Here is a 23,769-nt window from a genome sequence, read left to right on the forward strand (position 1 = left end):
CCTAGGTGTCCACGGGGCCGAGCGCCCCGACGGCCGCTGTCCAACGTCGCCCCCCGGGTGCGTCGGCGACGCCTAGGCTGGCCGGGTGAGCCACCTAGCGGCCGTCCGCGGCGTCCTGCCCGAGCACAGCTACGCGCAGGCCGAGGTCACGGAGGCCTTCGCCGACGTGCTCGGATCGACGGGGTCCGACCGAGCGCTCCTCGAGCGGTTCCACGCCAACGCCGGGGTGAGCCAGCGTCACCTCGCCCTGCCACTCGAGCGCTACTGGCAGCTCGCGGACTTCGGGGCGGCCAACGACGAGTTCATCCGGGTCGCCACCGAGCTCGGCTCGCACGCCGTCACCAAGGCGCTCGCGGCGTGCGGTCTCACCCCGCGGGACGTCGATCTCATCATGTCGACGACGATCACCGGCCTCGCCGTCCCGTCGATCGAGGCCCGGGTCGCCGCCGAGATCGGGCTGCGCGACGACGTGAAGCGCGTCCCGCTCGTCGGTCTCGGGTGCGTCGCCGGTGCCGCCGGTGTGGCCCGCGTCCACGACTACCTCCTCGGCCACCCCGCCGACGTCGCGGTGCTCCTCTCGGTCGAGCTGTGCAGCCTCACGGTCCAGCGCGACGACCGGTCGACCGCGAACCTCGTCGCCAGCGGCCTCTTCGGCGACGGGGCCGCCGCGGTCGTCATGGTGGGGGCCGACCGCGCCGCCGCGCTCGCGCCCGGCCAGCCGCGCGTCGTCGCCACCCGCAGTCGCCTGTACCCCGGGACCGAGCGCGCCATGGGCTGGGACGTCGGCGCGACGGGGTTGCGCATCGTCCTCGGCGCCGAGGTCCCCGACCTCGTGCGCGAGAACGTCCGCGACGACGTCGACCGTTTCCTCGCGGGCGAGGGCCTGACCCGCGCCGACATCGGCTGGTGGGTCGCCCACCCCGGCGGCCCCAAGGTCCTCGAGGCGATGCAGGAGGCCCTCGAGGTGGACCGCGAGGCGCTCGGCGTCACGTGGAGCTCGCTCGACCGCATCGGCAACCTCAGCTCCGCGTCCGTGCTCCACGTGCTCGCCGACACCCTCGCCGACCACACCCCCGAGCCCGGCTCGTGGGGCGTGCTCATGGCGATGGGCCCCGGCTTCTGCCTCGAGCTCGTCCTGCTCCGCGCGGCCGACTGACAGGAGGCGCCGATGACCTCCCAGTGGCTCTTCACCGGCCTCGTCCTGCTCGTCGGGGTCGAGCGTCTCGCCGAGCTCGTCGTGTCGAAACGCCATGCGGCGTGGGCGTTCTCGCGTGGCGGCGTCGAGCGGGGGCAGTCGCACTACCCCGTCATGGTCGTGCTCCACACGGGGCTGCTCGTCGGCGCCGTCGCGGAGGTGTGGCTCGCCGACCGCCCGTTCGTCCCGGCCCTCGCCTGGGTCATGCTCGCGCTCGTCGTGGCCAGCCAGGCCCTGCGCTGGTGGTGCATCACGACCCTCGGCAACCAGTGGAACACCCGGGTCATCGTCGTGCCCGGCCTCCCGCTCGTCCGCCGCGGCCCCTACGGCGTCATCCCGCACCCGAACTACGTCGCCGTCGTCGTCGAGGGCTTCGCCCTGCCGCTCGTGCACACCGCCTGGGTGACGGCGCTCGTCTTCACCGTCGCGAATGCAGCGCTGCTCACCGTCCGCATCCGCGTCGAGAACGCCGCCCTCCGCGAGATCGCCTCTCCCGCAGACGCCCCCAGCGGGGCCGCCACGTGAGTGTCGACGTCATCGTCATCGGCGGCGGACCGGTCGGTCTCGCCACGGCGTTGTATGCCGTCCGCTCCGGTCTGTCTCCCGTCGTCCTCGAGCCGCGGGCCGGCTCCATCGACAAGGCCTGCGGCGAGGGTCTGATGCCCGGCGGTCTCCAGGCGCTCGCCGGCCTGGGGATCGACCCGGACGGACACGACCTCCGCGGCATCCGCTACGTCGCCCGGGGCCGGGTCGCCGAGGCGGACTTCACGGCCGGTCCCGGCCGCGGCATCCGGCGCACCATCCTGCACGCCGCCCTGAGCGAGGCCGTCGCCGCCGCCGGCGTCGAGGTGCTCCCGTTCGGCGCCACCGAGGTGACGCAGGACGACACCGCCGTGACGGTGCGCACCGACGACTCGGGGGGTGAGGGGCCGACACTCACCGCGCCGTGGGTCATCGCCGCCGACGGGCTGCACTCGCCGACCCGCCGCTCCCTCGGGCTCGACCGCGACCACACCACCTTCCGCAGCCTCCCCAGCGGGAGCGGAGGCGTCGCTCGGACCGCCGACACGCGCCCGCTCCGCCGCTACGGGCTGCGCCAGCACTACGGCATACGCCCGTGGGGAGACCACGTCGAGGTGCACTGGGGCGCGCACGGGGAGGCGTACGTGACGCCCGTCGCCGACGACCTCGTCGGGGTGGCCGTGCTCAGCAAGCAGCGAAACCCCCTGTCCGAGAGCCTCGCCGAGTTCCCGGAGCTGCGCGAGCGCCTCGACGGGGCGCCGGTCGTGACGTCGGTGCGCGGGGCGGGGCCGCTGCGCCAGCGCACGACGCACCGCGTCGAGGGGCGCGTCCTGCTCGCCGGAGACGCGAGCGGCTACGTCGACGCCCTGACGGGAGAAGGCATCTCGCTCGGCCTCGCCCACGCGCGGGCGGCGGTCGCAGCGGTCGTCGCCGACGACCCGCAGTCCTACGAGCGGTCGTGGCGTGCGGCCACCCGGCGCTACACGCTGCTCACCCACGCGCTCGTCCAGGTCACGCGACCGGCCTGGACCCGGCGGCTGCTCGTCCCCGCCGCCGCGACGCTGCCCCCGGTCTTCCGCGGCGCGGTCAACGAGCTCGCGAGGCCCGGCCGGTGACTGTCGTGACGCCGGACGCCGACGAGGAGCTCGTCGTCCTCGTCTCCCCGGACGGTGAGGCGATCGGCACTGCGCCCAAGGCGACGGTCCACCACGCCGACACCCCGCTCCACCTCGCCTTCTCCGTCTACCTCCTCGACGACGCCGGCTCGCTCCTCGTGACGCAGCGCGCTCTCGCCAAGGCGACCTTCCCGGGCGTCTGGACCAACTCTGCGTGCGGTCACCCGGCGCCCGGTGAGCCGGTCGAGGACGCCGTCGGCCGGCGTGCGCGCGACGAGCTCGGCCTCGACGTGCACGACCTGCGACTCGTGCTGCCCCGCTTCTCCTACCGCGCCGAGATGGACGGAGTCGTCGAGTGGGAGCTGTGCCCGGTCCTCGTCGGCCGGGTCAGCGGCGTGGCACCCCTGCCAAGCCGCGACCCCGCCGAGGTCGAGGCGGCCGAGTGGGTGGCGTGGCGCGAGTTCGCCGCCGACGTCCTCTCCGGCCGGCGCCACGTGTCGACGTGGTGCCGGGAGCAGGTGGCCGAGCTGGCCGCTCTCGGCGCCGATCCGGCGGACTGGCCCACCGCCGACGCCGCCGACCTCCCACCCGCCATGTCCTCCCACACGACGCGACCCCCACTCGACTGAGCGCCCCGTCCCACTCGAGTGAGCGCTCCGCCCCAGGGACGGCGCAGGCGCCTCCGGCTGGGTACGTGGACCTCGTGACCTCCACCTCCATCGCGAGACCCGCTCCGCCCCGCGTGCCCACCCCTCCCGAGCGCGCTGCCGGCGTCGTGCTCGCCGCGGGACTCGGGCTCGTCGCATGGGCCTCCGGACGCAAGCCGCTCCATGCCGTCGGGAGGACCTGGGACGCCGAGCTGCGCATCGACGCGCCGGCCGCGCACCTGGGGGTCCCGCTGCTCGTCGACCGTGGTGTGCACCCGTGCACGGTCCGCGTCTCGCGGGCCATGAGCACCAGGCCCGGTTGCTGGGACGTCGGTGGCCTCGCCGTGCGTCTGCCGGCGGCCGGCACGTCCGGCGGGGCCGCCGACCTCCTCCTCGCCTCGACGGGGACGGGCCGGGTCAGCCGCTACGTCCTGCGCCCGGTCCGGTGGGCCGCGAGCCGGTCGATGACGACGCTGCTGCCGACGAGGGCCGGGGAGCACTCGCTCGCCCTGCTCGCGAGACCCAGAGGTGACGAGGTCGTGCCGCGGGAGTACGAGCTGGCGGCATCGCTCGACGGTGGCCCCTGGCGCGCTGTGGGGCTCCTGCAGCTGCTCCTCGAGCAGGCTGACGCCGCCATGCGGTTCGACCCGATCGTCAACGAGCTCGCCGGCACCTCCCCGCCGGCCTGGGTCGTCGCCGTGCGCGAGCCCGCCTATCGGTGGGCGCGACGGCTGGGTCGTCGGCACGCCTGAACCTGCCCCCGTGGTGCCCCCGTGGTGCCCCCGTGGGGCGGGGCGCTCACTCGAGTGGGGCGGGGCGCTCACTCGAGTGGGAGTCGGAGTCGGGTCAGTTGACGAGGAGCTGGTCGGCGAGGGCTTCGAGGGCAGCGGCCTCGCACCCGGCGGCGAATGCCTCGTGGGTGGCCTGCCGGGCGGCGACGAGCGCGTCGGGCTTGAGGGCGGCGATGACGGCAGCGACGGCACGGGCCTCGACGCACTCGTCGTGCAGCCGGAGCTGGTCGAGGTTGCACGTGTCGGGGTGCGTGCCGAGGTGGGCCTCGCACGCGGAGTCGAGGTCGCGCTCCAGGTCCCAGAGCGCCACGAGGTCCTCGACCTCTGGGTAGTGCTCGAGACCCCCGCGGGCGACCTCGAGCGCGTTGCGGTCGTGCACCCCGGCGACCGCGCACGCGAGGCGAGCGACGCGGAAGGCGAACCGTCGGGCGTCCCCGCGCTCGGCGCCCGCGATGCGCGCGGCGAGGCCGGGAGCCACCGCCTCGACCGGGTGCAGCTTCACGGGTACTCCTCGACGGTCACGGGCAGGGCTGCAGCAACAGCCCACGGGGCCATACCCGCTCCGGCACCTGCCCACCCGGTGTGCGGACGTCTGCCCGGGAGATCCCGTGCCGGACCGCCACCAACACACGCAAACGGCCCCGGCGGCACCCAGTGCCCGGGGTCGTCCGCGTCGGGGCGGTTTGAGGTCACTCGCCCTGCAGGGCCCGGACCTCCACCGGACCATGACACGCGGCCGAGCCCTCCTGGGCCAGGGCCAGCGCGGTGTCGAGGTCGGCGGCCTCGACGATCCAGAAGCCACCGAGCCACTCGCGGGCCTCGCTGAACGGCCCGTCGGTGACCGACCCCGCCCCGGCCGACGCGTCGACGACCTTGGCCTGGCTCACGTCGGTGAGCCCGCCGGCGTGGACCCACGCCCCGGTCTCCTGGAGCTTCCGGTTGAAGGCGTCGACGGAGGCGTACATGTGCTGGATCTCGTCCTCGGAGGGCATGGCGTCGCCCTCGCGGTGGTGGACGGAGAGAAGGAACTGCGTCATGGGAGGTGCTCCTGGGGTCGATGGTGTGGCGGTCCCGGCTCGCTGCCGGCTCACCCCCACGTCGATCGGCGCCGCGCGGCCTCGACACGGCTCGACGAGGACGTCTCCGGGAGGGAGGGAGACGCTCAGTCGACGGGCAGCCGTTCGCGGAGGAACTCGCTCGTCGTCGCCCACGCGAGGGTCGAGGACGCCGGGTCGTGCCACGGCATGTCGTCGTTGTCGAACGCGTGGTCGGCGCCGGCATACGTCTCGAAGACGGTGGCGGGCTGCTCGGTCAGGGACGCCTCGATCCGGCGCACCGTCTCGGTGTCGATGAACGAGTCGGCGAGGCCGAAGTGGTGCAGGCTCGGCGCGGTCACGGTCACGACGTCGTGCAGTCCCGGCAGGGCCGAGCCGTAGTAGCTGACGAGCGCGTCGAGCGGAACCGAGCCGTCGGACTCGAGGTGGCCGGCGACGTTGAAGCCGAGCCCGCCGCCGAAGCAGAAGCCGACCGCGCCGACACCGGCCGTGACCTCGTCACGGTCGCGCAGCCACTCGACCGTGGCGGCGGCGTCGGAGACGGCCGCCGGCCAGTCGAGGCGCTGAACGAGACCCATGCCCTGCTGCAGCGCGTCCTCGCCCTCGACGGGCGAGGTGACGCCGAGGCGCCAGAAGATCTCGGGTGCCACGACGACGTAGCCCTGCTCGGCGAGCTGGGCGGCCCGGCGCTGGATGTAGTCGCTGACGCCGAAGATCTCCTGCAGCACGACGATGCCCGGGCCCTGCCCGGTCGGCGGGAGCCAGAGGTGCGCGGGCATCTCGCCGGCGTCGGTCGTGATGGTCACGTGTTCGGTCATGCCGTCAGTATGTCGACCGTCCGTCCCCACGGTCAGCGTCGGGGTCGCAGCTCCAGCAGGCGGGCGTCGTACATCCGCACCCGCTCGGCGAGGACGTCGTGCTCGCGCTCGTGGCTGCGCAGCACCGCGACGAGGGCCACGATGGCGGCGACGAGGAGTCCGCCGAGGGCGACGAGCGCCAGGACGCCGGACCGCGTGTCGGCACGACCGGTCGCGAGCACCACGAGGGCGGCGGTGAAGAGCAGGGCGACGACGCCACCGAGGCCACCGATCCGGCGCGACGCGGACCGGTCCGTCGCCTCGAGTGCCTGCTGGGCGACGGCACGCTCCTCACGGGCGACGCTGCGGCACAGGTAGGTCGCGGCCGGGAAGCGGTGCGTGTCGCGGCGGCGACCGCGCACCTGCAGCCGGTGGTCCGTCGGGACGTCGACGAGGTGGGGTCGGGGTGCGCCGAGGGCCGGCGCGGGGTTCGTGGTCAGTGCGGTCATCGGTGGACTCCTTCACTCGGCCGCTGGGTGCACCCCATCACCATCAGGGTGCACCCAGCGGCGGCTGCGTGATCGCGGTTCGGTCAGTCGTCCGTGCCGGCGTGCAACCGGGCCCCGAGGGCGTAGGCGGCGACGACGAGGGCCGAGGCGGCCAGGACGATGTCCTTGAGGACGTACTGGCCCATGAGCGTCGGGCCGTGCGGGAAGAGCTCGGCCGTGAAGAGGGCGAGCGGCGACATGATCCCGATGAGGGCTCCGCCGAGGACGACGATGCCGACGCGCAGGAACTTGCCGGTGACAAGCGTCAGCCCGATGACGGTCTCGGTCACGGCGGTGAGCAGCACCGCGGTGTGGCCGGAGACGAGGCCGAACGTCAGCCGGTCGATCGTCGCCGAGGCGATGGCCTCGGCCGGGCTGAGCCCCGGGACGAACTTGATGACGCCGAAGCCGAGGAAGACCAGCCCGAGGCTGATCCGCAGGGCCTGGAGGCTGTAGGCCACGAGGAACGCCTGGAGGCGGTCCACGGCCGTGGTGGCTGCGCCGGTGACGGTCCCTCGGAGGGATCCGAGGCGGCCGGACGATATGGATCGGTGGGCCCCGGGCTCTCCGGGACGGTCGAGGACGAACTGCGACATGGTGGTTGCTCCTTGAGGTCGAACTGTCGAGACCTCAGAAGGAGCAGGACCGCCGGAAGATACGCCGGACGGCCGGGTTGAGTCGATCTACCTAGACCAAACCCGGGCTGACGCGGGCAAAACGGGCGCTGAGCGGTTGCCTTCAATTCGATTGACGCAGAAGCGCATTGGTGAGATGCGGCGCGGTCACCAGTTGACGAGCAACCGCTCCTGCTTGTCGCGGAAGGTCCCCACGAGGATGAGGATGAGGTCGATGAGCGCCCAGATGCCGAGCCCACCGAAGGTGACGAGCTGGAGGATGCCGGTGCCGACCTTGCCGACGTAGAAGCGGTGCACGCCCAGGACGCCGACGAAGAAGCAGAGCAGCGCCGCCGCGAGCCGCGACCGGTCGCTGACGGGCAGGCCCTCAGCGTCGAGAGCCACGGGCGCGAAGGCCGCCGCGAGGGACGGTGCGGCCTGGACGGGCTGAGCCGGGGCGGGCGGCAGCAGCGGGCCGAGCTGGTCGGTCCACGAGTCGCCGTCCCAGTAGCGCGACTGGGGCTTGCCCTCCGGGTCGGGATACCAGCCGGCCGGGATCTCGCGCGGTGCCGGGGGGATCGGCTGGTCGGGCTGCTGCGTCATGGTGGCCTCCGAGGGTGGGTGGACGTCGGGCGGACCCGGCCTCACTCCCAGCATGGTGGACACCGCTTCCCGTGGCAGCCCCTACGACACCGGACCGCCCTGTACTTTTCTCCACCCCAGGTCGGTCACCAACGTCATGGTCCGGCGCGCCCGCCGACCCCTACCGTGGTCGCGTGACCACGATCCGTGCCCGCGTCGAGCGGCGCCTCGCACCCCGCCACACGGCATACGTCGTGCTCGGCGGGGTCGTCGGTGCCCTGGCGGCTCCGGTGGTGTGGACGCTCGCGGGCCTCGCGACGGGACTGCTCGTCGTCGTCGTCGGCGTCGCGTTCGTCGGACTCCTCCTGCTCGTGTCGGAGGGGCTGAGCCGCTGGCACCGCGCGCGGGCCGCGGCGCTGCTCGGTGTCGTCGTCCACGCGCCGGCCGACCCCGTCGAACCGGGATGGCGCGGCTGGCTGGCCCGGCTGGGGCGTGGGTCGACGTGGCGGCAGCTGGCGTACCACGCGTTCGTCGGACCCACGCTGCTCGCGGCCTCGGCCGCAGTCGTCGCGTCCTGCTGGGGCGGCGGCCTCGTCCTCGTGACGTCGCCGCTCTGGGCCCGGATCAGCCCGGAGGTGCTCGCTCTCTCCGGTGGCCTCCTCCAGGGGGTCGGCCGCATCTGGGTCTCGACCGCCGTCGGCTTCGGTCTCCTCGTCCTCGCCCCGCACGCGGCCCGCCGGCTCGGCGCGCTCGACCTCGCGATCCTCCGGCCGATGCTCGGCGAGACGCGGGGCGAGCAGCTCTCGCCGCGGGTCACCGCGCTCGAGCAGACGCGTGCCGGGGTCATCGACGCCGCCGACGCCGAGCGACGCCGGATCGAGCGCGACCTTCACGACGGCGCCCAGCAGCGTCTCACCTCGCTCGCCCTCAACCTCGGGATGGCCCGTTCGGCGTTGGCGCCCGACGCGCCGCCCGAGACGCGACGGGCCATCGAGGAGGCGCACGACGAGGCGAAGCAGGCACTGGCCGAGCTGCGCGGCTTCGTCCGCGGCCTGCACCCCGCGGTGCTCGACGAGCGAGGGCTCGACGCGGCCCTGTCGGGGATCGTCGCCCGCGCGCCGGTGCCGACGAGCCTGCACGTGCTCCTGGCCCAGCGTCCGCCGCGCACCCTCGAGGCCGTCGCCTACTTCGTCGTGTCGGAGGCCCTGACCAACGTCGCGAAGCACTCCGGTGCCACGCGGGCCACGGTCCGGGTCACGTCGGACGCCCAGCGTCTCGTCGTCGAGGTCGGCGACGACGGCCAGGGTGGCGCCGCCACCGGCGCGGGCTCCGGGCTCACGGGGCTGTCCCACCGGGTCGCGTCAGTCGACGGCACCCTAACCGTGACCAGCCCGGCGGGCGGTCCCACCGTGCTCAGGGCGGAGATGCCATGCGGGTCGTGATCGCCGAGGACTCGATCCTGCTGCGGGACGGGCTGATCCGCCTGCTTGCCGCCAACGGCATCGAGGTCGTCGAGGCCGTCGGTGACGCCGAGGCGGCCCTCCCCGCCGTCGAGCGGCACCGACCCGACCTCGCCCTGCTCGACGTGCGGATGCCGCCGAGCCACACCGACGAGGGGCTGCGCGCAGCGCTCGTCATCCGAGCGGAGTGGCCGGAGGTCGCGCTGCTCATCCTCAGCCAGTACGTCGAGGAGCGGTATGCCGCCGACCTCCTCGCCAGCACCACCTCCGCCGTCGGCTACCTCCTCAAGGACCGCGTCGCCGACGTCGACGAGTTCGTCGACTCGCTGCGCCGCGTCGCGGACGGCGGCACCGCGCTCGACCCCGAGGTCGTCGCCCAGCTGCTGCTACGCCGCGACAAGAGTCCCCTGCAGCGACTCACCGACCGGGAGCGCGAGACGCTCTCGCTCATGGCCGAGGGCCGCTCCAACACCGGCATCGCCCGCGCCCTGCAGGTGAGCGAGAGCGCGATCGCCAAGCACGTCAACGCCATCTTCACCAAGCTCGACATGCCGACGACGGCGGGCGACCACCGCCGCGTCCTGGCCGTGCTCCAGTACCTCTCGGAATAGGGGATCCACCATGTCCATGCACGAACCGACGAACCCGCCGCCGAACCGGCCGACGAGCCAGCCGACGTCCGTCCCCGACGACCGTGTGCACGGCGACTCGCTGCGCGGCGCCGAGCCCTACGGCGACTCCTGGCTGCGCCCGACCCTGACGACCGAGCCGTCCGTCGGTCCGCCCGCCGGGTCGCACGGCAGCGGTGACGCACCCGCCACCCCGACGGCACGCCCCTGGTGGCTCCTCGCCGGGCTCGGGGCGACCCTCGTCCTCGCGAGCGCCGCCGGTGCCACGACGTGGGCCGCGGCCACCGGCGGTCTCTGGCGCAGCGCAGACCAGCACCAGACCTACGAGCGGCCCGCCGGCGCCCTGACGATCAAGGGTGGGGCGGGCGACGTCGAGGTCCAGGGCGGCGGCCGGGTGGGCACGGTGCAGGTCAGCCGGCACGTGTCGTGGGGTCCGGGATCGAGCGAGCCGACGCCGCGAGAGGAGTGGACCGGGTCGACGCTCACGGTCGACGCGGAGTGCCACGGCTTCGTCGCCTGGTGCTCAGTGGACTACGTCGTCATCGTCCCTGACGCGGCCGACGTCACGGTCGACACCGGGTCCGGCGACATCACGCTGACCGGCTCCCTCGGCGACGTCACGCTCAAGGCGGGGTCCGGGGACATCGCGACGGCAAACCTGAGTGCCGACCAGGTCACGGCCGAGGCGGGCAGCGGCGACATCGACGTCGAGCTCGCGACCGCGGTCTCGCCGGTGTCGGTCAGGACAGGCTCGGGCGAGGTCTCGGTGCGCCTGCCGCAGCACACCGTCTATGCGGTGGACACCGAGACGGGGTCCGGCGACGCGGAGGTGAGCATCCCGACCAACCCGGACAGCACGTCCACCCTGCGGATCCGGACCGGGTCCGGCGACATCGCCGTCGACTACCGCTGACCCCCCGGAGGGCACCCCGCACACGACGAAGCCGTATGCCGACGAGGGGGTTCGGCGGCATACGGCCCCTGGGAGGTGCCGGCTCAGGTGGGGTTGCCGGCGGGGGTGTCCTCGTCGAAGGCGCTGTGCTTGTCGTCGGGCACGGCAGAGGCGGCGGGGGTGGGAGGAGCCGCCTTGTCGTGGTGCTCGACGAGCTTGTCGATGCCCTTGTCGACCGAGGCACGGACCTTGGTCACGGTGTCGGCGTGCTTGCCGCTGGTCTTCTCGTCGATCTTGGCCTCGGCCTTGTCGAGGGCCCCGTCGACCTTTCCCCGGTTGTCGTGCGCGTAGCTCGCGGCAACCGACATCGCGGCCTTGGCCATCTCGACGACTGCGTCGCCGAAGTCCTTGGCCTTCTCCTGCAGGTGGACCTCGTCCGCCTTGTTCTTCAGCTGCTCACCGAATGACACGGTGTCTCCTCATCTCGCACTGGTCCGACCCTCGTCGGCTCACTGCATCCACAGTCATACCCGGCGCCCGTTTCCCGCAACCGGGGTCGACCCCGAAATCGACCCCGATCGACCCTGACTCGGCGGCCCCCTGAACCTTCTGACCGACATGTCGGCAATGTCCAGGATCGTCCCCCGGCCCTGTCTCGTCGGTCACGGGGGCCGATCTGTGACGTGGGGAACTGCGTCCCCCGCGCCACCGGCAGAGACTGGAGGGGCAGGCGGAGAGCCTGCCCCACCACTGAACTGGAGTGATCACCATGAAGCGACTCGACGGACGCGTGGCACTGGTGACGGGCGCGGCGAGCGGCATCGGCAAGGCCACGGCGCGGCGGCTCGCCGACGAGGGCGCAGTGGTCCTGCTGACCGACGTCAACGAGGCGCTCGGGGCCACGACGACCGAGGAGCTCACGGCCTCCGGTGCCAGGGTCGAGTTCCTCCGGCACGACGTCACGAGCGAGGCCGACTGGGAGGCCGCCGTCGCCCGGGCGGTCGAGGCGTTCGGGTCGCTCGACATCCTCGTCAACAACGCCGGGCTGGGTGACCTCGCCCCCATCGAGGAGACGAGCCTCGCCGACTGGGAGCGCACCATCGCCATCGACCAGACCGGGGTCTTCCTCGGCATGAAGACCGCCGCCGCGCACCTCAAGGCCTCGGGCCACGGAGCGGTCGTCAACATCAGCTCGATCTTCGGCACGAGCGGCGGCTTCGGCACCTCTCCCGCCTACCACGCGGCCAAGGGCGCGGTCCGGACGCTGACGAAGAACGTCGCCCTGCACTGGGCCACGGAGGGCGTGCGGGTCAACTCGATCCACCCCGGCTTCATCGACACCCCGATCCTCGACGGCGCGCGGGGCACCCCGTTCGAGCAGGCGATGATCGACCTGACCCCGATGGGTCGACTCGGTCGGCCCGACGAGATCGCGGCCGGCGTGGCCTACCTCGTCAGCGACGACGCGGCCTTCGTCACCGGCCTCGAGCTCTACATCGACGGGGGCTACATCGCCCGTTAGCGCCCGCGGGCGGTCGACCACGCCCAGTCGAGGACCGACCGGTGGCGGGACCACGTCGGGTCACCGGCCGACGGCGCCTGGGGGTCGCCGTCGACCGCGGCCCCGTCGGGGGCCCCGTCTCCGGCCCGCGTCGTCGCGAGCGACCGGGTCACCGCGTCGGAGACGCCGAGCCGTCCACCGGGCGGCTCGCCGAACACGTCGGCGGCGTCGCGCTCACCGACCATGTCGTGCCCGAGGCTCGGGATGAGCGACTCCACCGTCCCGTTCGGCACGTCGACGAGGGCCCCGGCCACGCGCGCGACCGTCTCGACGGGGGCCAGCCACACGGGGACCTGCACGCGCAGCAGGCGGGCGCGGGCGGCATACGTCCGCAGGAGCGAGACGTAGCTGAGCCGGTCTGGGCCGACGACGTCGAGGTGTCCCGTCACGTCGGGCCGCTCGAGCGCCTCGGCGAGGAACCACACGGCGTCCGCGACCGCCACGGGCTGGATGACCGAGCTGCCCATCCACGCCGGCACGGTCTGCACGACCCCGAGCCGGGTCGACATCTGGCGCATCACCTCGAAGCTCGTCGACCCGGCCCCGACGACCATCGACGCGCGCAGGGTCAGCACGGGACAGTCGGCCGTCGCGAGGATCTCCTCGACCTCGAGCCGCGAGAGCAGGTGGTCCGAGAGCTCGTCGTCGGGCAGGTCGGGCACGATGCCGGAGAAGTAGACGAGGCGGCTCGCGCCGACGACGCCAGCGGCATACGCGACGTTGTCGGCGGCCTGCCGGTCACGCTGCATGAAGTCGTCCGCGTCGAGGCCGTGCACGAGGTAGCACACGGCGTCGACGCCCGCGAGCGCCTCGAGGACGCGGTCCTCGTCGTGCACGTCGACCCGCCGCCACTCGACGTCGCCAGACCAGGGGTATGCCGTCGCCGGACTCCGGTGGTGGGTGGCCACGACGTCGTGGCCGCGGCGGAGCAGCTCGGGGACGAGCCGGGACCCGACGTAGCCGCTCGCGCCGACGACGGCGACCCTCATCGCCGCTTGCGCTCGCGGCGGTCGCGCCGGAAGGAGCCGAACAGGTCGGTCGCCGAGCGGACGAGGTCGAGCGGGCTGTCGTCGTCCGCGTCGGCGTCCGGGACCGGCCCCGACACCGACATGCACGTGAGAAAGCGCTCGATGAGCGGGTCGGAGGCGCGCTGGACGAGGCCGGTGCCGAAGTCCATCGGGAAGCCGAGGAAGACGAGGTCGGTCACGAGGTGCGCGCGGGTGCGGGTGTCGTCGCCCAACACCTGGTGCAGCGTCAGTGTGATGTCGATGGTCGCCTTGCCGAGGCCGTGACGCTCCTGGCCGGTGGCCGTGAGGCGGGCTCGTCCGGCCTTCTCGTCGCGCTCGACCATCGAGCCGGTGCCGTCGAAGTACATCGAGAGCGGCCCGAGCTTGGCCGTGATCTCGCCGACGAAGTCGTCGCCGTCGACCTCGGTGACCTCGGCACCCGGGAAGCAGCGGCCGATCCGGCGCAGGTCCATGAAGTTCGTCCAGACCACGGTCCGCGGTGCGTCGAGCTCCTGCTCGTGCCCGAGTCTCATCGCGTGTCCTTCCGTCAGGCGCGCCGCCCGGTGGCTGGCCGGCGGCGCTTCGTCAACGGTGGCATACCCGAACGGCCGCCGACAGGGGCGCCCGTGTCCAGGGTGAGCACCTCGGTCCAGCGCGTGGCCTCAGTCGGTCGAGCCGGGCGGCAGCAGCTCCCAGTGCAGGCCGTCGCCCCAGCCGCCGTCCGCCACGCGGTCGACCGCGTGCTCGCGACCGAACTCCACGAAGCCGACGGACCGCAGCACGCCGTTGCTCGCCTCGTTGTCGGCGGCCGTCTCGGCGACGAGGCGCCGCACGCCGAGTCCGCCCTCGCTCGTCGGGGCCAGCGCGTGGTCGACGGCGAGCCGGGCCGCCTCCTTGGCGGCGCCACGGCCGCGGGCGCTCGGGAAGAACTGGTAGCCGAGCTCCGCCGTGTCGGTGATGGCCCCGCCGCGGCTGAAGACGGTGACGCTGCCCAGGGCGCGGTCGGTGCCGAGGTCGGCGACGCACCAGTCGACCGCCGTGCCCTCGGACATCCGCTCCTGCCGGGTGCGCAGCCACGCCGGGAAGGTCTCGGGTCGCAGGATCGACCGCGACGGCATCCAGTGCCCGGGGTCGTCGCGCGGCTCGATCGCGTCGACGTCCTCGGCCCGCCACGGCCGCAGCCGGACACGCTCGCCGTCGATCGGCACCGCGGCGAACCACGGCGCCTGCGGCTCGAGCGGAACGCCAGGGGTGATGCTGGCGGTCCACGTGTCGAGCGCCTCGGTGCCCCCCTCGGGGTCGGGGTGGCTGCCCGGGATCGTGCCGTGGAAGGTGAAGCCCGTGGACCACGCGGTCCGCCGCGAGCCCCAGTTGCCGACGACGGCGCGCCAGTGGACACGGGTCACCGGTGCGCCCCAGACGGGCGTCGCGAACGCGTGCGCGACGACGAGCCGGACGGCGCGTGACATGAGGCCGTGGCCGCGGGCGTCCGGGTGCAGCCCGAAGCCGAGCTCGCCGGCCGACGGCGCCGCGCCGGGGCGCAGGTCGATGGTCCCGGCGTAGCGGGGGGTGCCCGCAGCGTCCGTCCACTCGATGGCCCAGGACCGCGTGCCCCGGGGCTCGCCCCAGGCACTGAGGTTGTGCTCGACCCAGCCGAGTGCGTCCTCGCGCGCGTAGGGCCTCGGGACGGTCGTCCACCGCAGGCTCTCGGGGTCGCTGCTCTGCTCGACGATCGCGTCGGCGTCGTCGACCGAGTGGGCGCGCAGGGTCACGACGCCGTCGGTCAGCAGGGTCACGGGCGGGGTCACGGGCGGGGTCACGGGGGAGGTCACGGACGAGGTCTCGGGCGAGGTCGCGGCGGGCGGCTGGGAGGCGTCGGTCACGGCGTCAGCCTGCCAGCCGGCATACGCCCTCGTCACCCGCGATTCGAGCGCGCAAGAAAGAAGGACCGGGAGCCAGCGTGCTGGCTCCCGGTCCTTTGGCCCGCTTCCCCTCCACAGGCTGCGTACCGAGACTTACCGTACCCAATGGGCCGCCCGGACGAACACGCGTTGCGAGGAGCCCGTGACAACGCACCTCGGGGGAGGATGCGGGGGAGCCGACCGGCTCGCGACGCGAGAAAGGGTTGCCGTGGAGACAGGGGCCGAGCGGGGCGGGCGACGCCCGGCGCTCATGCGGCGACAGGCCGGTGGTGGGGCGGGAGTCTCCCCCTGGCCTCGACTCCCGCCCCGGCCCACCGGTGCCAGACGTCACGATACGAAGGTCGAGGGCCGTGACGGGTCCTCGTTGCGCACGTGGGCGCCACGCGCAACAGGGCGCCACGCCTGGGCGTCGCCGTGTTGAACGAACAGGTGCAGTGGGTGCTGCGCAACGCCCGACTGCAGGCCGCCGACCCCGCCCTGCGCAGCGCTGCGGGTTTCGCCCAGGGGGCGGGTCGGGCCGAGCCGGTGCACCGGGCCCAGGTCGGGCGCTGGGAGAACGGCCGCGTCGAGGTGACCCGGTCGCTCGTGCGCCGCTACGAGACGGTGCTCGGCCTGCGCGACGGCCAGCTCCTCGCCGCCGTCGACCTCTTCTCGCGCTCGCACCAGCCCGTACGCCCGGCCGCCACGCTCCCTCCGCCGACCCCGCCCGACGTCGACGCCACCCTGGTCCTGCTCGAGCGGGCGCTCGCCGACGAGCGGATGAGCGGCGGCGACTGGGACCGGCTCTCGGACCACCTCGGTCGGATGCCGCACGCGATGGTGCGAGCCGGCGACTGGGAGGGGCTGATCCGGCGCCTCCTCCAGGAGGTCAGCCTCGGGCTCGACCTCGACTACGTGCAGCGGGCCGAGGCCATCGCGCGCCTGGCCGGGCACCCCCGCAGCGCCGGCGTCGTCGCCTCGCTGGCGGCGGAGGTCGTGGGCCGTCCCGACGCGCAGTTCTACGTCGACACCCTGAGCCTGCTGCGCTTCATGGAAGCCCCGCGGGGCTACGCCGTCCTCGTCGGCCAGCTGCGCGAGCCCACCAACTCCAGCTCGCTGCGCGCCTGTCTCAGCGTGCTGACGACGCTCGTGCGCGGCACCGGTCTCGACCCCGAGACCCGGCTCGAGGCGGTCCGGCTCGCGGTCGACCACCTGCGCGACCCCTCGCACCCCTATCTCGTGCACCGCGGCGCCGCCAACCTCGTGCGCACGCTGGGTCCCGACGGCCACCGCGTCGCGACGGGGCTCACGGCCGAGGACCGTCGGGCCGCCGCCTCGATCATCCGCAACGGTCGAGCCATCACCGCCCAGGCGATCCGTGAGGCGCACCTGCGCATCCGGGGCGAGCTCGAGGCAGCCGAGGGGCATGCGACCGCCCACGAGCCGATCCTCGGCGACCTGCTGCAGACGGCGCTCGGCGAGACGAACGAGGAGGACCGCTCCTACGCCCTCGGCATCCTCATGCTGTCGCCGCAGAGCCGGATCATCGGCCGGGTCCACGCCGCGGCCTTCGCCGACGCCCTCGCGCGCCACGACACCGTGGCGGCGCACGAGAGCATGACCGTGCTGACGTGGATGGCCCAGGTCGAGGACCTCGACCTCTTCGAGCGCGTCGCGCTGTCGCCGTCCTCGGCGCCCGACGTCGCCAAGGAGGCGGGCTACGTCGTCGGCAACACGATGGAGCCGCGGGGTCGGCGTCGCGACGAGCGCGAGGAGGCCGTCGCCCGTCGGATCGCCGAGATCGTCGCCACCGGCCGGGACGAGCCCGAGGTCCAGCTGCTCCGCGGCCTCGTCTACGCCCTCGGCATGCGAGGGCGGCATGACCTCGTCTCGGCCCTCGTGCACGCCCTGCCCGAGCCGGGGCCCGACCCGCTGGCGATGGCCGAGCAGGCTCGCGCCACCCTCGTCTGGTGGCTCGACGTTCCTGAGCACCTGAGACCGCTCCGCTGAGGCCGACCGTCGCTCGCTAGGTTGGGGGCGTGGAGACCGACGATGTGCTGAGCCTGCTCAAGGACGTGGCCGAGGAGGTCATCAACCCGCGGTTCCGGGCGCTCGCCGCCGGCGAGATCCACGAGAAGCGACCCGGCGACCTCGTCACCGACGCCGACCGCGAGGCCGAGGTGCTCATCACGGCAGCCCTCGTCGGCGCCTACCCCGACGCCGTCGTGCTCGGGGAGGAGACGTTCGCGGGCGACCCCGCGCTCATGGAGCGGTATGCCGCCGCCGACCACGCGTTCACCGTCGACCCCGTCGACGGCACGAAGAACTTCGTCCACGGCTCGAAGGACCACGCCGTCATGGTCGCCGAGACGGTCGCCGGCGAGGCCGTGCGGGCGTGGATCTGGCAGCCGCAGCACGAGCTCGGCTTCGTCGCCGAGCGCGGGGCCGGCACGTGGCGCCACGACGACGAGGGGTCGCGTCGCCTGACGGTCCCCGAGCGGCCGGAGGGCGCCCTGCGCGGCCGCACCTCCCGCCGAGCGTGGATCGGCCAGTCGCTCGGCGGCCTCGAGCCGATGACCCTGACGTGGGTGTCGTGCGGCATCGACTACCCCAAGCTCGTCGAGGGCGCGGCCGACTACATCGTCTACGCCAAGGCCGCGCCGTGGGACCACGTGCCCGGCTCGCTCCTGCTCTCCGAGGCCGGCGGCCTGCTCGGCACGACCGCGGGCGTCACGTACTCACCTCGCGACATCGCGCCCCCGGGGCTCGTTGCCGCCGGCAGCCCCACCGCATACGACCGCGTATGCCGTGCGCTCGCGTCGAGCGCCCACCTGTCCTGATCCGCCGGTGACGTCGCACACCCGCCCGTCCGGTCCGTCCGGTCCGTCCGGCTCGCCCGGCTCGCCCGGCTCGTCCGGCTCGCCCGGCTCGACGGCGCACGCGGTGCTGGCCGGTGTCGTCTGCGGGCTCGTCGGCTTCACGAGCTCGTTCGCCGTCGTGCTGACGGGGCTGCGGGCCGTCGGCGCCGACCCGGAGCAGGCGGCCTCGGGCCTGCTCGTGCTCTGCGTGACGATGGGGCTCGGCTGCGTGCTCTTCTCGTGGCGCCTGCGGATGCCGGTCACCATGGCCTGGTCGACGCCGGGTGCGGCGCTGCTCGCCGCGGCGACGGTGCCCTCCGGTGGATTCGCCTCTGCCGTGGGCGCTTTCGTCGTCTGTGGACTGTTGCTCGCACTGTGCGGTCTCGTGCGACCGCTCGAGCGGCTCGTCGAGGCGATCCCCAAGCCGCTCGCGAGCGCCATGCTCGCGGGGGTGCTGCTGACGCTCTGCGTCGCCCCGTTCCGGGCGGTCGTCGCGTCGCCGGCCGCGATCGCGCCGGTCATGGTGACGTGGCTCGTCCTCGTCGCGGTCGCGCGGCGGTGGGCGGTCATCGGCGCGCTCGGGGCGGCCCTCGTCGTCATGGCGGCGCAGGGGGTCTTCGGGCAGCTCGATCTCGGGGCGGCGGCGCCGTCCGTCGTCCTCGTCCCACCTACCTGGGACGCGACGACCCTTCTCGCCGTGGCGATCCCGCTCTTCATCGTCACGATGACGAGCCAGAACATCCCCGGCATGGCCGTGCTCGCGTCCTTCGGCTACCGGCCCGGCATCCGCGGTCCGCTGCTCTACACCGGTGGTGCGAGCGCGCTCGGCGCCGTCGGCGGCGCGCACGCGATCAACCTCGCCGCGATCTCCGCGGCGCTCGCCGCCGGTCCCGAGGCCCACCCGGACCGCAGCCGGCGCTGGGTCGCGGGTGTCGCGTGCGGCGTCACCTACCTCGCCTTCGGCCCGCTCGCCGGGATCGTCACGGCCGCAGCGCGTTCGGCGCCCGCTGGCCTCATCGAGACCATCGCCGGCCTCGCCCTGCTCGGCACCTTCGCGAGTGCTGCGGCGGCCGCGCTGACCGACGCCTCGAACCGCGAGGCCGGCGCTGTCACCCTCGTCGTGGCCGCGTCGGGCATCACCATCGCCGGAGTGGGCGCCGCCTTCTGGGGGCTGGTCGCCGGCGTGCTCGTCCTCGTCGCCCTCCGCCTCGCGCGGACCGGTCCCCGTCAGCGCCGGCACCCCACCACCCCGTGACGGACCACATTTCGCGCGCTCGTCCTCCGAGCGCGCGATGTGACCGTCGGGCGCGCGAGAGTTCACGCGCCCGAAGCCCGTTTTCGCGCGCTCAACGCATGAGCGCGCGAAACCGGGAGCCTTGGTGGGGCAGATGCTCGGTTGCGGGGGTCAGCCCTCGACGGCCTCGGGCGAGGCCTTCGTGGACCGTGCCGTCCTCGCGGGGTCGGTCGTGGCCGCCTTCTTTGCGTCGCGGGCGGCCTTCTTCGCCGTGGCAGACGCCTTGGTGGTCTTCTTGGCCGCGACGTAGCGCTCGGGATCCTTGTCCTTCGGGGTGATCCCCTCGGCCCAGCGGACCGCCTCGTAGCGCAGGAACTGGACCGCGATCTCGTGGCGCAGCTCGAGGCTCGCGCGCTGGCGGAAGTCGGCGAGGTCCTGGCGCTCCTCCTCGCCCATGTGGTCGCTGTTGTGGACGTTGGCGTCGACGACCGCCGTCCACCACGCGTCGGACCCGGTGCGGCAGCGCCCGACCTTGCGCACGGACTTGCGGATGTCGTTGTGGTCCTTGACGGCGTCCTCGACCTCCTCGTCGACGGACTCGGCGTCGGCGCCGCCCGTGCCGATGCGCAGCAGCTCCGGGTAGAAGTAGAGCTCCTCGGCCTCGGCGTGCGTCTCGAGGAGGATCTCGAGCCGCTTCCAGACGGCGGCGAGGCCCTCGTGGTCGTCGCGCGGCCACTCCTCGAGCATGGCGAACATCCGTCGCTGCTCGTCGTGCTGGCGGAGGATGACGTCGGTGATGTCCACGGAAGGCCTCTCTGTCGTCCGGCGGGTTCCGGAACCACTGTGCCGCATCCATACCCGATGCCGTCGTGGGCTTGGCCGTTTCGCGTATCAGCGGGGCCCGCTGGTGCCACCGTTGGTTGGTCGGGAGTGTCCGACGCAGTTCATCGACGCAGTTCACCGGCGCAGTTCATCGACGCAGGGATGGGTGGTGGGTCCGCATGACGAGCAACGACCTGGTCGTGGTGCTTCCGGGGATCACCGGCAGCACGCTCGGGGTCCGGGGTGACGACGGCTCACCGGCGAGTGAGAACCTCATCTGGGCTCCGAGCGCCGGCGCCGTCTGGAAGCTGCTGACCGGCGGCCGGTCGATCCTCAAGAAGGTCCTGCCGGAGGGGATCGGTGACGACCACCCGGGCGACGGCGTCGAGCCCGTCGCGCTCATGCCCGACGTCCACGTCCTGCCGGGCATCTGGACGCCGATCCGCGGCTACGACGTGCTCGTCACCGCCCTCGAGAAGCAGGGCTACCAGCGGGGCACCGGCGGCAAGCCGGCGACGCTCATCACGTACGCGTACGACTGGCGCCTCTCCAACCGCTACAACGGCGCTCGCCTGAAGACCGTCGTCGAGCCGGCGCTCGAGCAGCTGCGGTCGCAGGGTGGGGCGTATGCCGACGCGAAGGTCGTCTTCGTCTGCCACTCCATGGGTGGCCTCGTCGCCCGCTGGTACATCGAGAAGTGCGGCGGCGCCGAGGTGACCCGCAAGCTCATCACCCTCGGCACCCCGTGGCGCGGTGCGACCGACGCGCTCACGCAGCTCGTCAACGGTGTCAAGAAGGGCATCGGTCCGTTGTCGATCGACCTCACGGACTTCTCGCGCAGCATGCCCTCGCTCTTCCAGCTGCTGCCGGAGTTCGCCTGCATCGGCAACGCGGGGGGTTACGCGAAGACGACCGAGGTGCCGGTGCCCAACGTCAGCACCGCGATGGTCGCCGACGCGATGGCCTTCCACACCGATCTCCAGGCCGCCGAGTCCGGCCGCCCGGGGAGCCGGACCTCCTCGCACATGATCGTCGGCATCCGGCAGCCGACCGCGACCACGGTCCAGCTGTCGGGTGGCACGGCCACGGCCTACCAGGACTTCGGCACCGACAACGACTTCGGTGACGGAACGGTGCCCCTGACCGGGGCCGTCGGTCTCGGCGAGGCGCTCGACACGAACCTGGCCGTGCGGGTGCCCGACCAGCACACCAACCTCCAGTGCAACCAGCTCGTCCTCGACCAGGTGCAGGAGATCCTCACCGCCAAGCCGGTCCGTCGTCGCGAGATCACCGACACGAACGTGCGTGCCGTCGTGCCCGACCTCGTGACGCAGGGCCAGGCCCTCAAGGTGGCCTTCGACCTCGAGGCGGACGACCCCGGGGCCGACCCGCCGCGCAAGGCCGTGACCGTCACCATCACGAGCGAGGAGGGCACGGTGCTCGCGAGCGTCGAGCCGACCCTGCGGAAGGGCCATGGCGTCGCGACCTTCGACGACCTTCCCCCTGGCACGCACACTGTGACCGTGGGCGGCTCCGGACCCGGACCCGGCACGACGGTGCGACCCATCACCTCGACGACGCTCGTCTGGCCGAAGCCGACCCGCTGAGGGATCGAGCCCGGCGCCGACCGATTCGCGTGGACGGCTCGCGACGGCTCGTCGACGGCCTGCGGGTCTGGGCGTGTGTGGGCCTGTGGACAGCCGAGGGGCGCTGTAGGTGTTCGAACGTATGATCGAATCATGATCGCAGCGACCAAGGAGCGTCCCGGGGGTGGCGCGCGCCATGAGGGTGTCGCCCACCCCGATCGGCAGCCGGGTCCCGTGGGCGAGCGGAATTCAGCTGTCGCGGAGGTCATGGGGCTGACCGACCTCCCGGGGCTCGCGGCACGACTGGCGTCCATGGCTGCGGAGCTCCGGCTCGTCGCACGCACCACGCCGCTCTGGGCGATGGCCGAGACGGGGCTCGGTGACGCGATCGAGCAGGCTCAGGCGGTTCGCGAGATGGCGCACAACCTGTCGGCCGTGTTGGCCGCCGAGGTGAGCGCGCGAGGACTTCCCGACCGTTCCGGGCTCTCCCGCAACGACTGGGTCGCGGGTCACGCTCCGGGCCTGGCTGCAGGTGCGTCAGCCGCCCTGACCGCCGTGGGCGCGGCCATGAACGAGCCCCGGTGGGGTGCGCTGTCAGGAGGCGTCCGCGACGGCTCGCTCTCGGTCGACAAGGCTGCGGTCATCGTGCGCTTCCGTGACGACGTCATCCGGTTCGCCGATGCAGCCCAGGTCGACAGCGTCGTCGACGCGATGGTCGAGGGTGCGCCGGCGCTCGGCCTCAAGGAGCTGCGGCGACTGGCAGCGCACGGCCGGGCGAGCCTGCGCGCCCCGTCGGTCGTCGAGGACGACGACCAGCGCCTCCGCGCGGCACGCTCGCTGACGAAGATCGGCCGGTGCGCCGGGATGACGGAGTACCTCTGGAGGCTCGACCCCGAGGGGTCGGCGATCGTCGACGCCGCGATCGACGGCTTGGCGCGGCCGCGCCCTGATCTGGACTGGAGTCGTTGGCTCGAACAGCCTGGCAGCGGCGCGTCTGCCGCTTGCGACAGCGACGGCGACGGCGACGGCGACGGCGACGGCGACGGCGACGGCGCGAGAGTCCAGCGCGGGTCCGTCGATCCCCGGTCGGCGGCGACGCGCCGTGCCGACGCCCTGCTCGAGCTGATCGGACGCGCGGTCGCGGCGCCCCAAGGCGTCACCCGAACGCCGAGGACGAAGCTCGTGGTCACGATGTCGCTGGAGGCGTTGCTCGACCGGCTGCGGGGTGCCGGGCTGGCCGACAACGACGAGGTTCTGTCCGCAAGCACGGTGCGCCGAGTGGCCTGCGAGGCGGAGGTCATCCCGGTGGTGCTCGGTGGTCGGTCCGAGGCGCTCGACATCGGCCGCGAGGACCGCTACTTCACGCCCTCCCAGCGGTTGGCGCTGGCCCAGAGGGACCACGGCTGCAGCTACCCGGGCTGCACCGTCCCGCCGCAGTGGTGCGAGGCGCACCACGTCGTGCACTGGCTGCACGGTGGTGCGACCGACCTCTCCAACGGCGCCCTCCTCTGCGGGCGGCACCACACGATCGTCCACCAGCTCGGACTGAGCGCGGTCGTCACGCCGGACGAGGCCATCTGGCACCCACCTCGCCAGCATCGACGACCCTGACGCGTCGCGGGCCGGGGCGCGTGCACGGGATGGTCCCGGGTCCATTCCGGTAGCGATGATCCCTGCTCGGCGGGACCAGGTGGCGAGCGAAAGGCGGGGGCGATGTCCAGGTGCGGCCGGCCTCCGGCGCACGGCCGCTCTCAGACCCCGCGATGTCGTGCGCCGCCACGCGCGGGGTGCCGCCGGTCGGGCCCTGGACCATCCCGCTCCGTTGATCCCCGCTCCGTTGATCCCCGCTCCGTTGATCCCCGCTCCGTTGATCCCCGCTCCGTTGATCCCCGCTCCGTTGATCCCCGCTCCGTTGATCCCCGCTCCGTTGATCCCCGCTCCGTTGATCCCCGC

The 23,769-nt window shown here is 73.3% G+C and carries 25 protein-coding genes; 14 read left to right on the top strand and 11 right to left on the bottom strand.

The features are described 5' to 3' along the window. Nucleotides 1-85: 85 nt before the first annotated feature. From AB4Z14_RS19605 to AB4Z14_RS19625, 5 genes are all read left to right on the top strand, one after another. Entirely contained in the window at nucleotides 86-1,156 is a 1,071-nt protein-coding gene (locus tag AB4Z14_RS19605) for a type III polyketide synthase (protein ID WP_442276676.1), read from the top strand. Nucleotides 1,157-1,168: 12 nt separating this feature from the next. Next, complete coding sequence (locus tag AB4Z14_RS19610; protein ID WP_442276677.1) at nucleotides 1,169-1,720, top strand: isoprenylcysteine carboxyl methyltransferase family protein; 552 nt, start codon at nucleotides 1,169-1,171, stop codon at nucleotides 1,718-1,720. Continuing rightward, on the top strand, nucleotides 1,717-2,832 hold the full coding sequence (locus AB4Z14_RS19615) for an NAD(P)/FAD-dependent oxidoreductase (RefSeq protein ID WP_442276678.1): 1,116 nt from the start codon (nucleotides 1,717-1,719) through the stop codon (nucleotides 2,830-2,832). The genes AB4Z14_RS19610 and AB4Z14_RS19615 overlap by 4 nt, the downstream gene beginning before the upstream one ends. Next, entirely contained in the window at nucleotides 2,829-3,461 is a 633-nt protein-coding gene (gene idi / locus AB4Z14_RS19620; protein ID WP_442276679.1) for an isopentenyl-diphosphate Delta-isomerase, read from the top strand. The genes AB4Z14_RS19615 and idi overlap by 4 nt, the downstream gene beginning before the upstream one ends. Before the next feature lie 74 nt (nucleotides 3,462-3,535). Then, nucleotides 3,536-4,231 carry a phosphodiesterase gene (locus AB4Z14_RS19625; RefSeq protein WP_442276680.1) on the top strand — a complete coding sequence of 232 codons (696 nt, stop codon included), beginning with the start codon at nucleotides 3,536-3,538 and terminating at the stop codon, nucleotides 4,229-4,231. Nucleotides 4,232-4,325: 94 nt separating this feature from the next. Here the strand turns inward: AB4Z14_RS19625 and AB4Z14_RS19630 are convergent, their stop codons facing one another. The 6 genes from AB4Z14_RS19630 to AB4Z14_RS19655 form a co-directional block, all read right to left on the bottom strand. Then, nucleotides 4,326-4,772 carry a hypothetical protein gene (locus tag AB4Z14_RS19630; RefSeq protein WP_056779155.1) on the bottom strand — a complete coding sequence of 149 codons (447 nt, stop codon included), beginning with the start codon at nucleotides 4,770-4,772 and terminating at the stop codon, nucleotides 4,326-4,328. A gap of 187 nt (nucleotides 4,773-4,959) precedes the next feature. Further along, nucleotides 4,960-5,307 (bottom strand): YciI family protein, encoded by a 348-nt coding sequence (locus AB4Z14_RS19635; RefSeq protein WP_442276681.1) that lies wholly within the window; start codon nucleotides 5,305-5,307, stop codon nucleotides 4,960-4,962. A 125-nt stretch (nucleotides 5,308-5,432) separates the two neighbouring features. Further along, on the bottom strand, nucleotides 5,433-6,143 hold the full coding sequence (locus AB4Z14_RS19640) for a dienelactone hydrolase family protein (protein WP_442276682.1): 711 nt from the start codon (nucleotides 6,141-6,143) through the stop codon (nucleotides 5,433-5,435). Between the two features lie 32 nt (nucleotides 6,144-6,175). Then, nucleotides 6,176-6,631, bottom strand: coding sequence for a hypothetical protein (locus tag AB4Z14_RS19645; protein ID WP_442276683.1), 456 nt, complete (start codon nucleotides 6,629-6,631; stop codon nucleotides 6,176-6,178). Between the two features lie 83 nt (nucleotides 6,632-6,714). Then, the gene (locus AB4Z14_RS19650; RefSeq protein WP_442276684.1) at nucleotides 6,715-7,266 is read right to left on the bottom strand and encodes a DoxX family membrane protein; all 552 of its coding nucleotides are present in this window, start codon (nucleotides 7,264-7,266) and stop codon (nucleotides 6,715-6,717) included. A 186-nt stretch (nucleotides 7,267-7,452) separates the two neighbouring features. Continuing rightward, entirely contained in the window at nucleotides 7,453-7,887 is a 435-nt protein-coding gene (locus AB4Z14_RS19655; RefSeq protein WP_082619963.1) for an NINE protein, read from the bottom strand. A 173-nt stretch (nucleotides 7,888-8,060) separates the two neighbouring features. Here AB4Z14_RS19655 and AB4Z14_RS19660 point away from each other — a divergent pair, with 173 nt between their 5' ends. From AB4Z14_RS19660 to AB4Z14_RS19670, 3 genes are read left to right on the top strand one after another with little or no spacing between them, the layout of a single operon-like run. Further along, nucleotides 8,061-9,308 carry a sensor histidine kinase gene (locus AB4Z14_RS19660; RefSeq protein WP_442276685.1) on the top strand — a complete coding sequence of 416 codons (1,248 nt, stop codon included), beginning with the start codon at nucleotides 8,061-8,063 and terminating at the stop codon, nucleotides 9,306-9,308. Beyond that, entirely contained in the window at nucleotides 9,296-9,937 is a 642-nt protein-coding gene (locus AB4Z14_RS19665) for a response regulator transcription factor (RefSeq protein ID WP_442276686.1), read from the top strand. Before AB4Z14_RS19660 ends, AB4Z14_RS19665 begins: the two co-directional genes overlap by 13 nt. Before the next feature lie 10 nt (nucleotides 9,938-9,947). Next, nucleotides 9,948-10,868, top strand: coding sequence for a DUF4097 family beta strand repeat-containing protein (locus AB4Z14_RS19670; RefSeq protein ID WP_442276687.1), 921 nt, complete (start codon nucleotides 9,948-9,950; stop codon nucleotides 10,866-10,868). An 83-nt stretch (nucleotides 10,869-10,951) separates the two neighbouring features. Here the strand turns inward: AB4Z14_RS19670 and AB4Z14_RS19675 are convergent, their stop codons facing one another. After that, nucleotides 10,952-11,317: an Rv0909 family putative TA system antitoxin gene (locus tag AB4Z14_RS19675; RefSeq protein ID WP_442276688.1), complete on the bottom strand. Its 366-nt coding sequence runs from the start codon at nucleotides 11,315-11,317 to the stop codon at nucleotides 10,952-10,954. Nucleotides 11,318-11,616: 299 nt separating this feature from the next. Between AB4Z14_RS19675 and AB4Z14_RS19680 the strand changes: the two genes are divergently transcribed. After that, complete coding sequence (locus AB4Z14_RS19680; RefSeq protein WP_442276689.1) at nucleotides 11,617-12,369, top strand: SDR family NAD(P)-dependent oxidoreductase; 753 nt, start codon at nucleotides 11,617-11,619, stop codon at nucleotides 12,367-12,369. Here the strand turns inward: AB4Z14_RS19680 and AB4Z14_RS19685 are convergent. The 3 genes from AB4Z14_RS19685 to AB4Z14_RS19695 all read right to left on the bottom strand — a co-directional run bounded on the left by AB4Z14_RS19685 (nucleotide 12,366) and on the right by AB4Z14_RS19695 (nucleotide 15,298). After that, nucleotides 12,366-13,397, bottom strand: a complete 1,032-nt coding sequence (locus tag AB4Z14_RS19685) for an NAD-dependent epimerase/dehydratase family protein (protein ID WP_442276690.1) — start codon at nucleotides 13,395-13,397, stop codon at nucleotides 12,366-12,368. The two genes, AB4Z14_RS19680 and AB4Z14_RS19685, sit on opposite strands and share 4 nt — an antisense overlap. Further along, entirely contained in the window at nucleotides 13,394-13,948 is a 555-nt protein-coding gene (locus AB4Z14_RS19690; RefSeq protein WP_442276691.1) for an SRPBCC domain-containing protein, read from the bottom strand. Before AB4Z14_RS19690 ends, AB4Z14_RS19685 begins: the two co-directional genes overlap by 4 nt. 129 nt (nucleotides 13,949-14,077) lie before the next feature. Beyond that, entirely contained in the window at nucleotides 14,078-15,298 is a 1,221-nt protein-coding gene (locus AB4Z14_RS19695) for a GNAT family N-acetyltransferase (protein ID WP_442276692.1), read from the bottom strand. Between the two features lie 453 nt (nucleotides 15,299-15,751). Between AB4Z14_RS19695 and AB4Z14_RS19700 the strand changes: the two genes are divergently transcribed. Genes AB4Z14_RS19700 through AB4Z14_RS19710 form a run of 3 tightly spaced genes read left to right on the top strand, consistent with a single transcriptional unit; the run spans nucleotide 15,752 to nucleotide 19,429 of the window. Continuing rightward, nucleotides 15,752-17,326, top strand: coding sequence for a hypothetical protein (locus AB4Z14_RS19700; protein ID WP_442276693.1), 1,575 nt, complete (start codon nucleotides 15,752-15,754; stop codon nucleotides 17,324-17,326). 29 nt (nucleotides 17,327-17,355) lie between these two features. Further along, nucleotides 17,356-18,156: an inositol monophosphatase family protein gene (locus tag AB4Z14_RS19705; protein WP_442276694.1), complete on the top strand. Its 801-nt coding sequence runs from the start codon at nucleotides 17,356-17,358 to the stop codon at nucleotides 18,154-18,156. 7 nt (nucleotides 18,157-18,163) lie between these two features. Further along, nucleotides 18,164-19,429, top strand: coding sequence for a benzoate/H(+) symporter BenE family transporter (locus tag AB4Z14_RS19710; protein WP_442276695.1), 1,266 nt, complete (start codon nucleotides 18,164-18,166; stop codon nucleotides 19,427-19,429). Nucleotides 19,430-19,579: 150 nt separating this feature from the next. Here AB4Z14_RS19710 and AB4Z14_RS19715 read toward each other — a convergent pair whose 3' ends face one another. Then, nucleotides 19,580-20,212: a hemerythrin domain-containing protein gene (locus tag AB4Z14_RS19715; RefSeq protein WP_442276696.1), complete on the bottom strand. Its 633-nt coding sequence runs from the start codon at nucleotides 20,210-20,212 to the stop codon at nucleotides 19,580-19,582. Between the two features lie 197 nt (nucleotides 20,213-20,409). Here AB4Z14_RS19715 and AB4Z14_RS19720 point away from each other — a divergent pair, with 197 nt between their 5' ends. Beyond that, nucleotides 20,410-21,837, top strand: a complete 1,428-nt coding sequence (locus AB4Z14_RS19720) for an esterase/lipase family protein (protein ID WP_442276697.1) — start codon at nucleotides 20,410-20,412, stop codon at nucleotides 21,835-21,837. A 132-nt stretch (nucleotides 21,838-21,969) separates the two neighbouring features. Next, entirely contained in the window at nucleotides 21,970-23,427 is a 1,458-nt protein-coding gene (locus AB4Z14_RS19725) for a DUF222 domain-containing protein (protein ID WP_442276698.1), read from the top strand. Nucleotides 23,428-23,769 lie beyond the last annotated feature (342 nt).

It is taken from the genome of Terrabacter sp. 2TAF16 (assembly GCF_052115065.1).
Lineage (GTDB): Bacteria > Actinomycetota > Actinomycetes > Actinomycetales > Dermatophilaceae > Terrabacter.

Bases quoted from the DNA above. Each gene is read 5' to 3' on its own strand.
- AB4Z14_RS19610 (WP_442276677.1), top strand. From the start codon at position 1,169: ATGACCTCCCAGTGGCTCTTCACCGGCCTCGTCCTGCTCGTCGGGGTC.
- AB4Z14_RS19635 (WP_442276681.1), bottom strand. From the start codon at position 5,307: ATGACGCAGTTCCTTCTCTCCGTCCACCACCGCGAGGGCGACGCCATG.
- AB4Z14_RS19640 (WP_442276682.1), bottom strand. From the start codon at position 6,143: ATGACCGAACACGTGACCATCACGACCGACGCCGGCGAGATGCCCGCG.
- AB4Z14_RS19645 (WP_442276683.1), bottom strand. From the start codon at position 6,631: ATGACCGCACTGACCACGAACCCCGCGCCGGCCCTCGGCGCACCCCGA.
- AB4Z14_RS19650 (WP_442276684.1), bottom strand. From the start codon at position 7,266: ATGTCGCAGTTCGTCCTCGACCGTCCCGGAGAGCCCGGGGCCCACCGA.
- AB4Z14_RS19655 (WP_082619963.1), bottom strand. From the start codon at position 7,887: ATGACGCAGCAGCCCGACCAGCCGATCCCCCCGGCACCGCGCGAGATC.
- AB4Z14_RS19665 (WP_442276686.1), top strand. From the start codon at position 9,296: ATGCGGGTCGTGATCGCCGAGGACTCGATCCTGCTGCGGGACGGGCTG.
- AB4Z14_RS19670 (WP_442276687.1), top strand. From the start codon at position 9,948: ATGTCCATGCACGAACCGACGAACCCGCCGCCGAACCGGCCGACGAGC.
- AB4Z14_RS19680 (WP_442276689.1), top strand. From the start codon at position 11,617: ATGAAGCGACTCGACGGACGCGTGGCACTGGTGACGGGCGCGGCGAGC.
- AB4Z14_RS19685 (WP_442276690.1), bottom strand. From the start codon at position 13,397: ATGAGGGTCGCCGTCGTCGGCGCGAGCGGCTACGTCGGGTCCCGGCTC.
- AB4Z14_RS19690 (WP_442276691.1), bottom strand. From the start codon at position 13,948: ATGAGACTCGGGCACGAGCAGGAGCTCGACGCACCGCGGACCGTGGTC.
- AB4Z14_RS19720 (WP_442276697.1), top strand. From the start codon at position 20,410: ATGACGAGCAACGACCTGGTCGTGGTGCTTCCGGGGATCACCGGCAGC.
- AB4Z14_RS19725 (WP_442276698.1), top strand. From the start codon at position 21,970: ATGATCGCAGCGACCAAGGAGCGTCCCGGGGGTGGCGCGCGCCATGAG.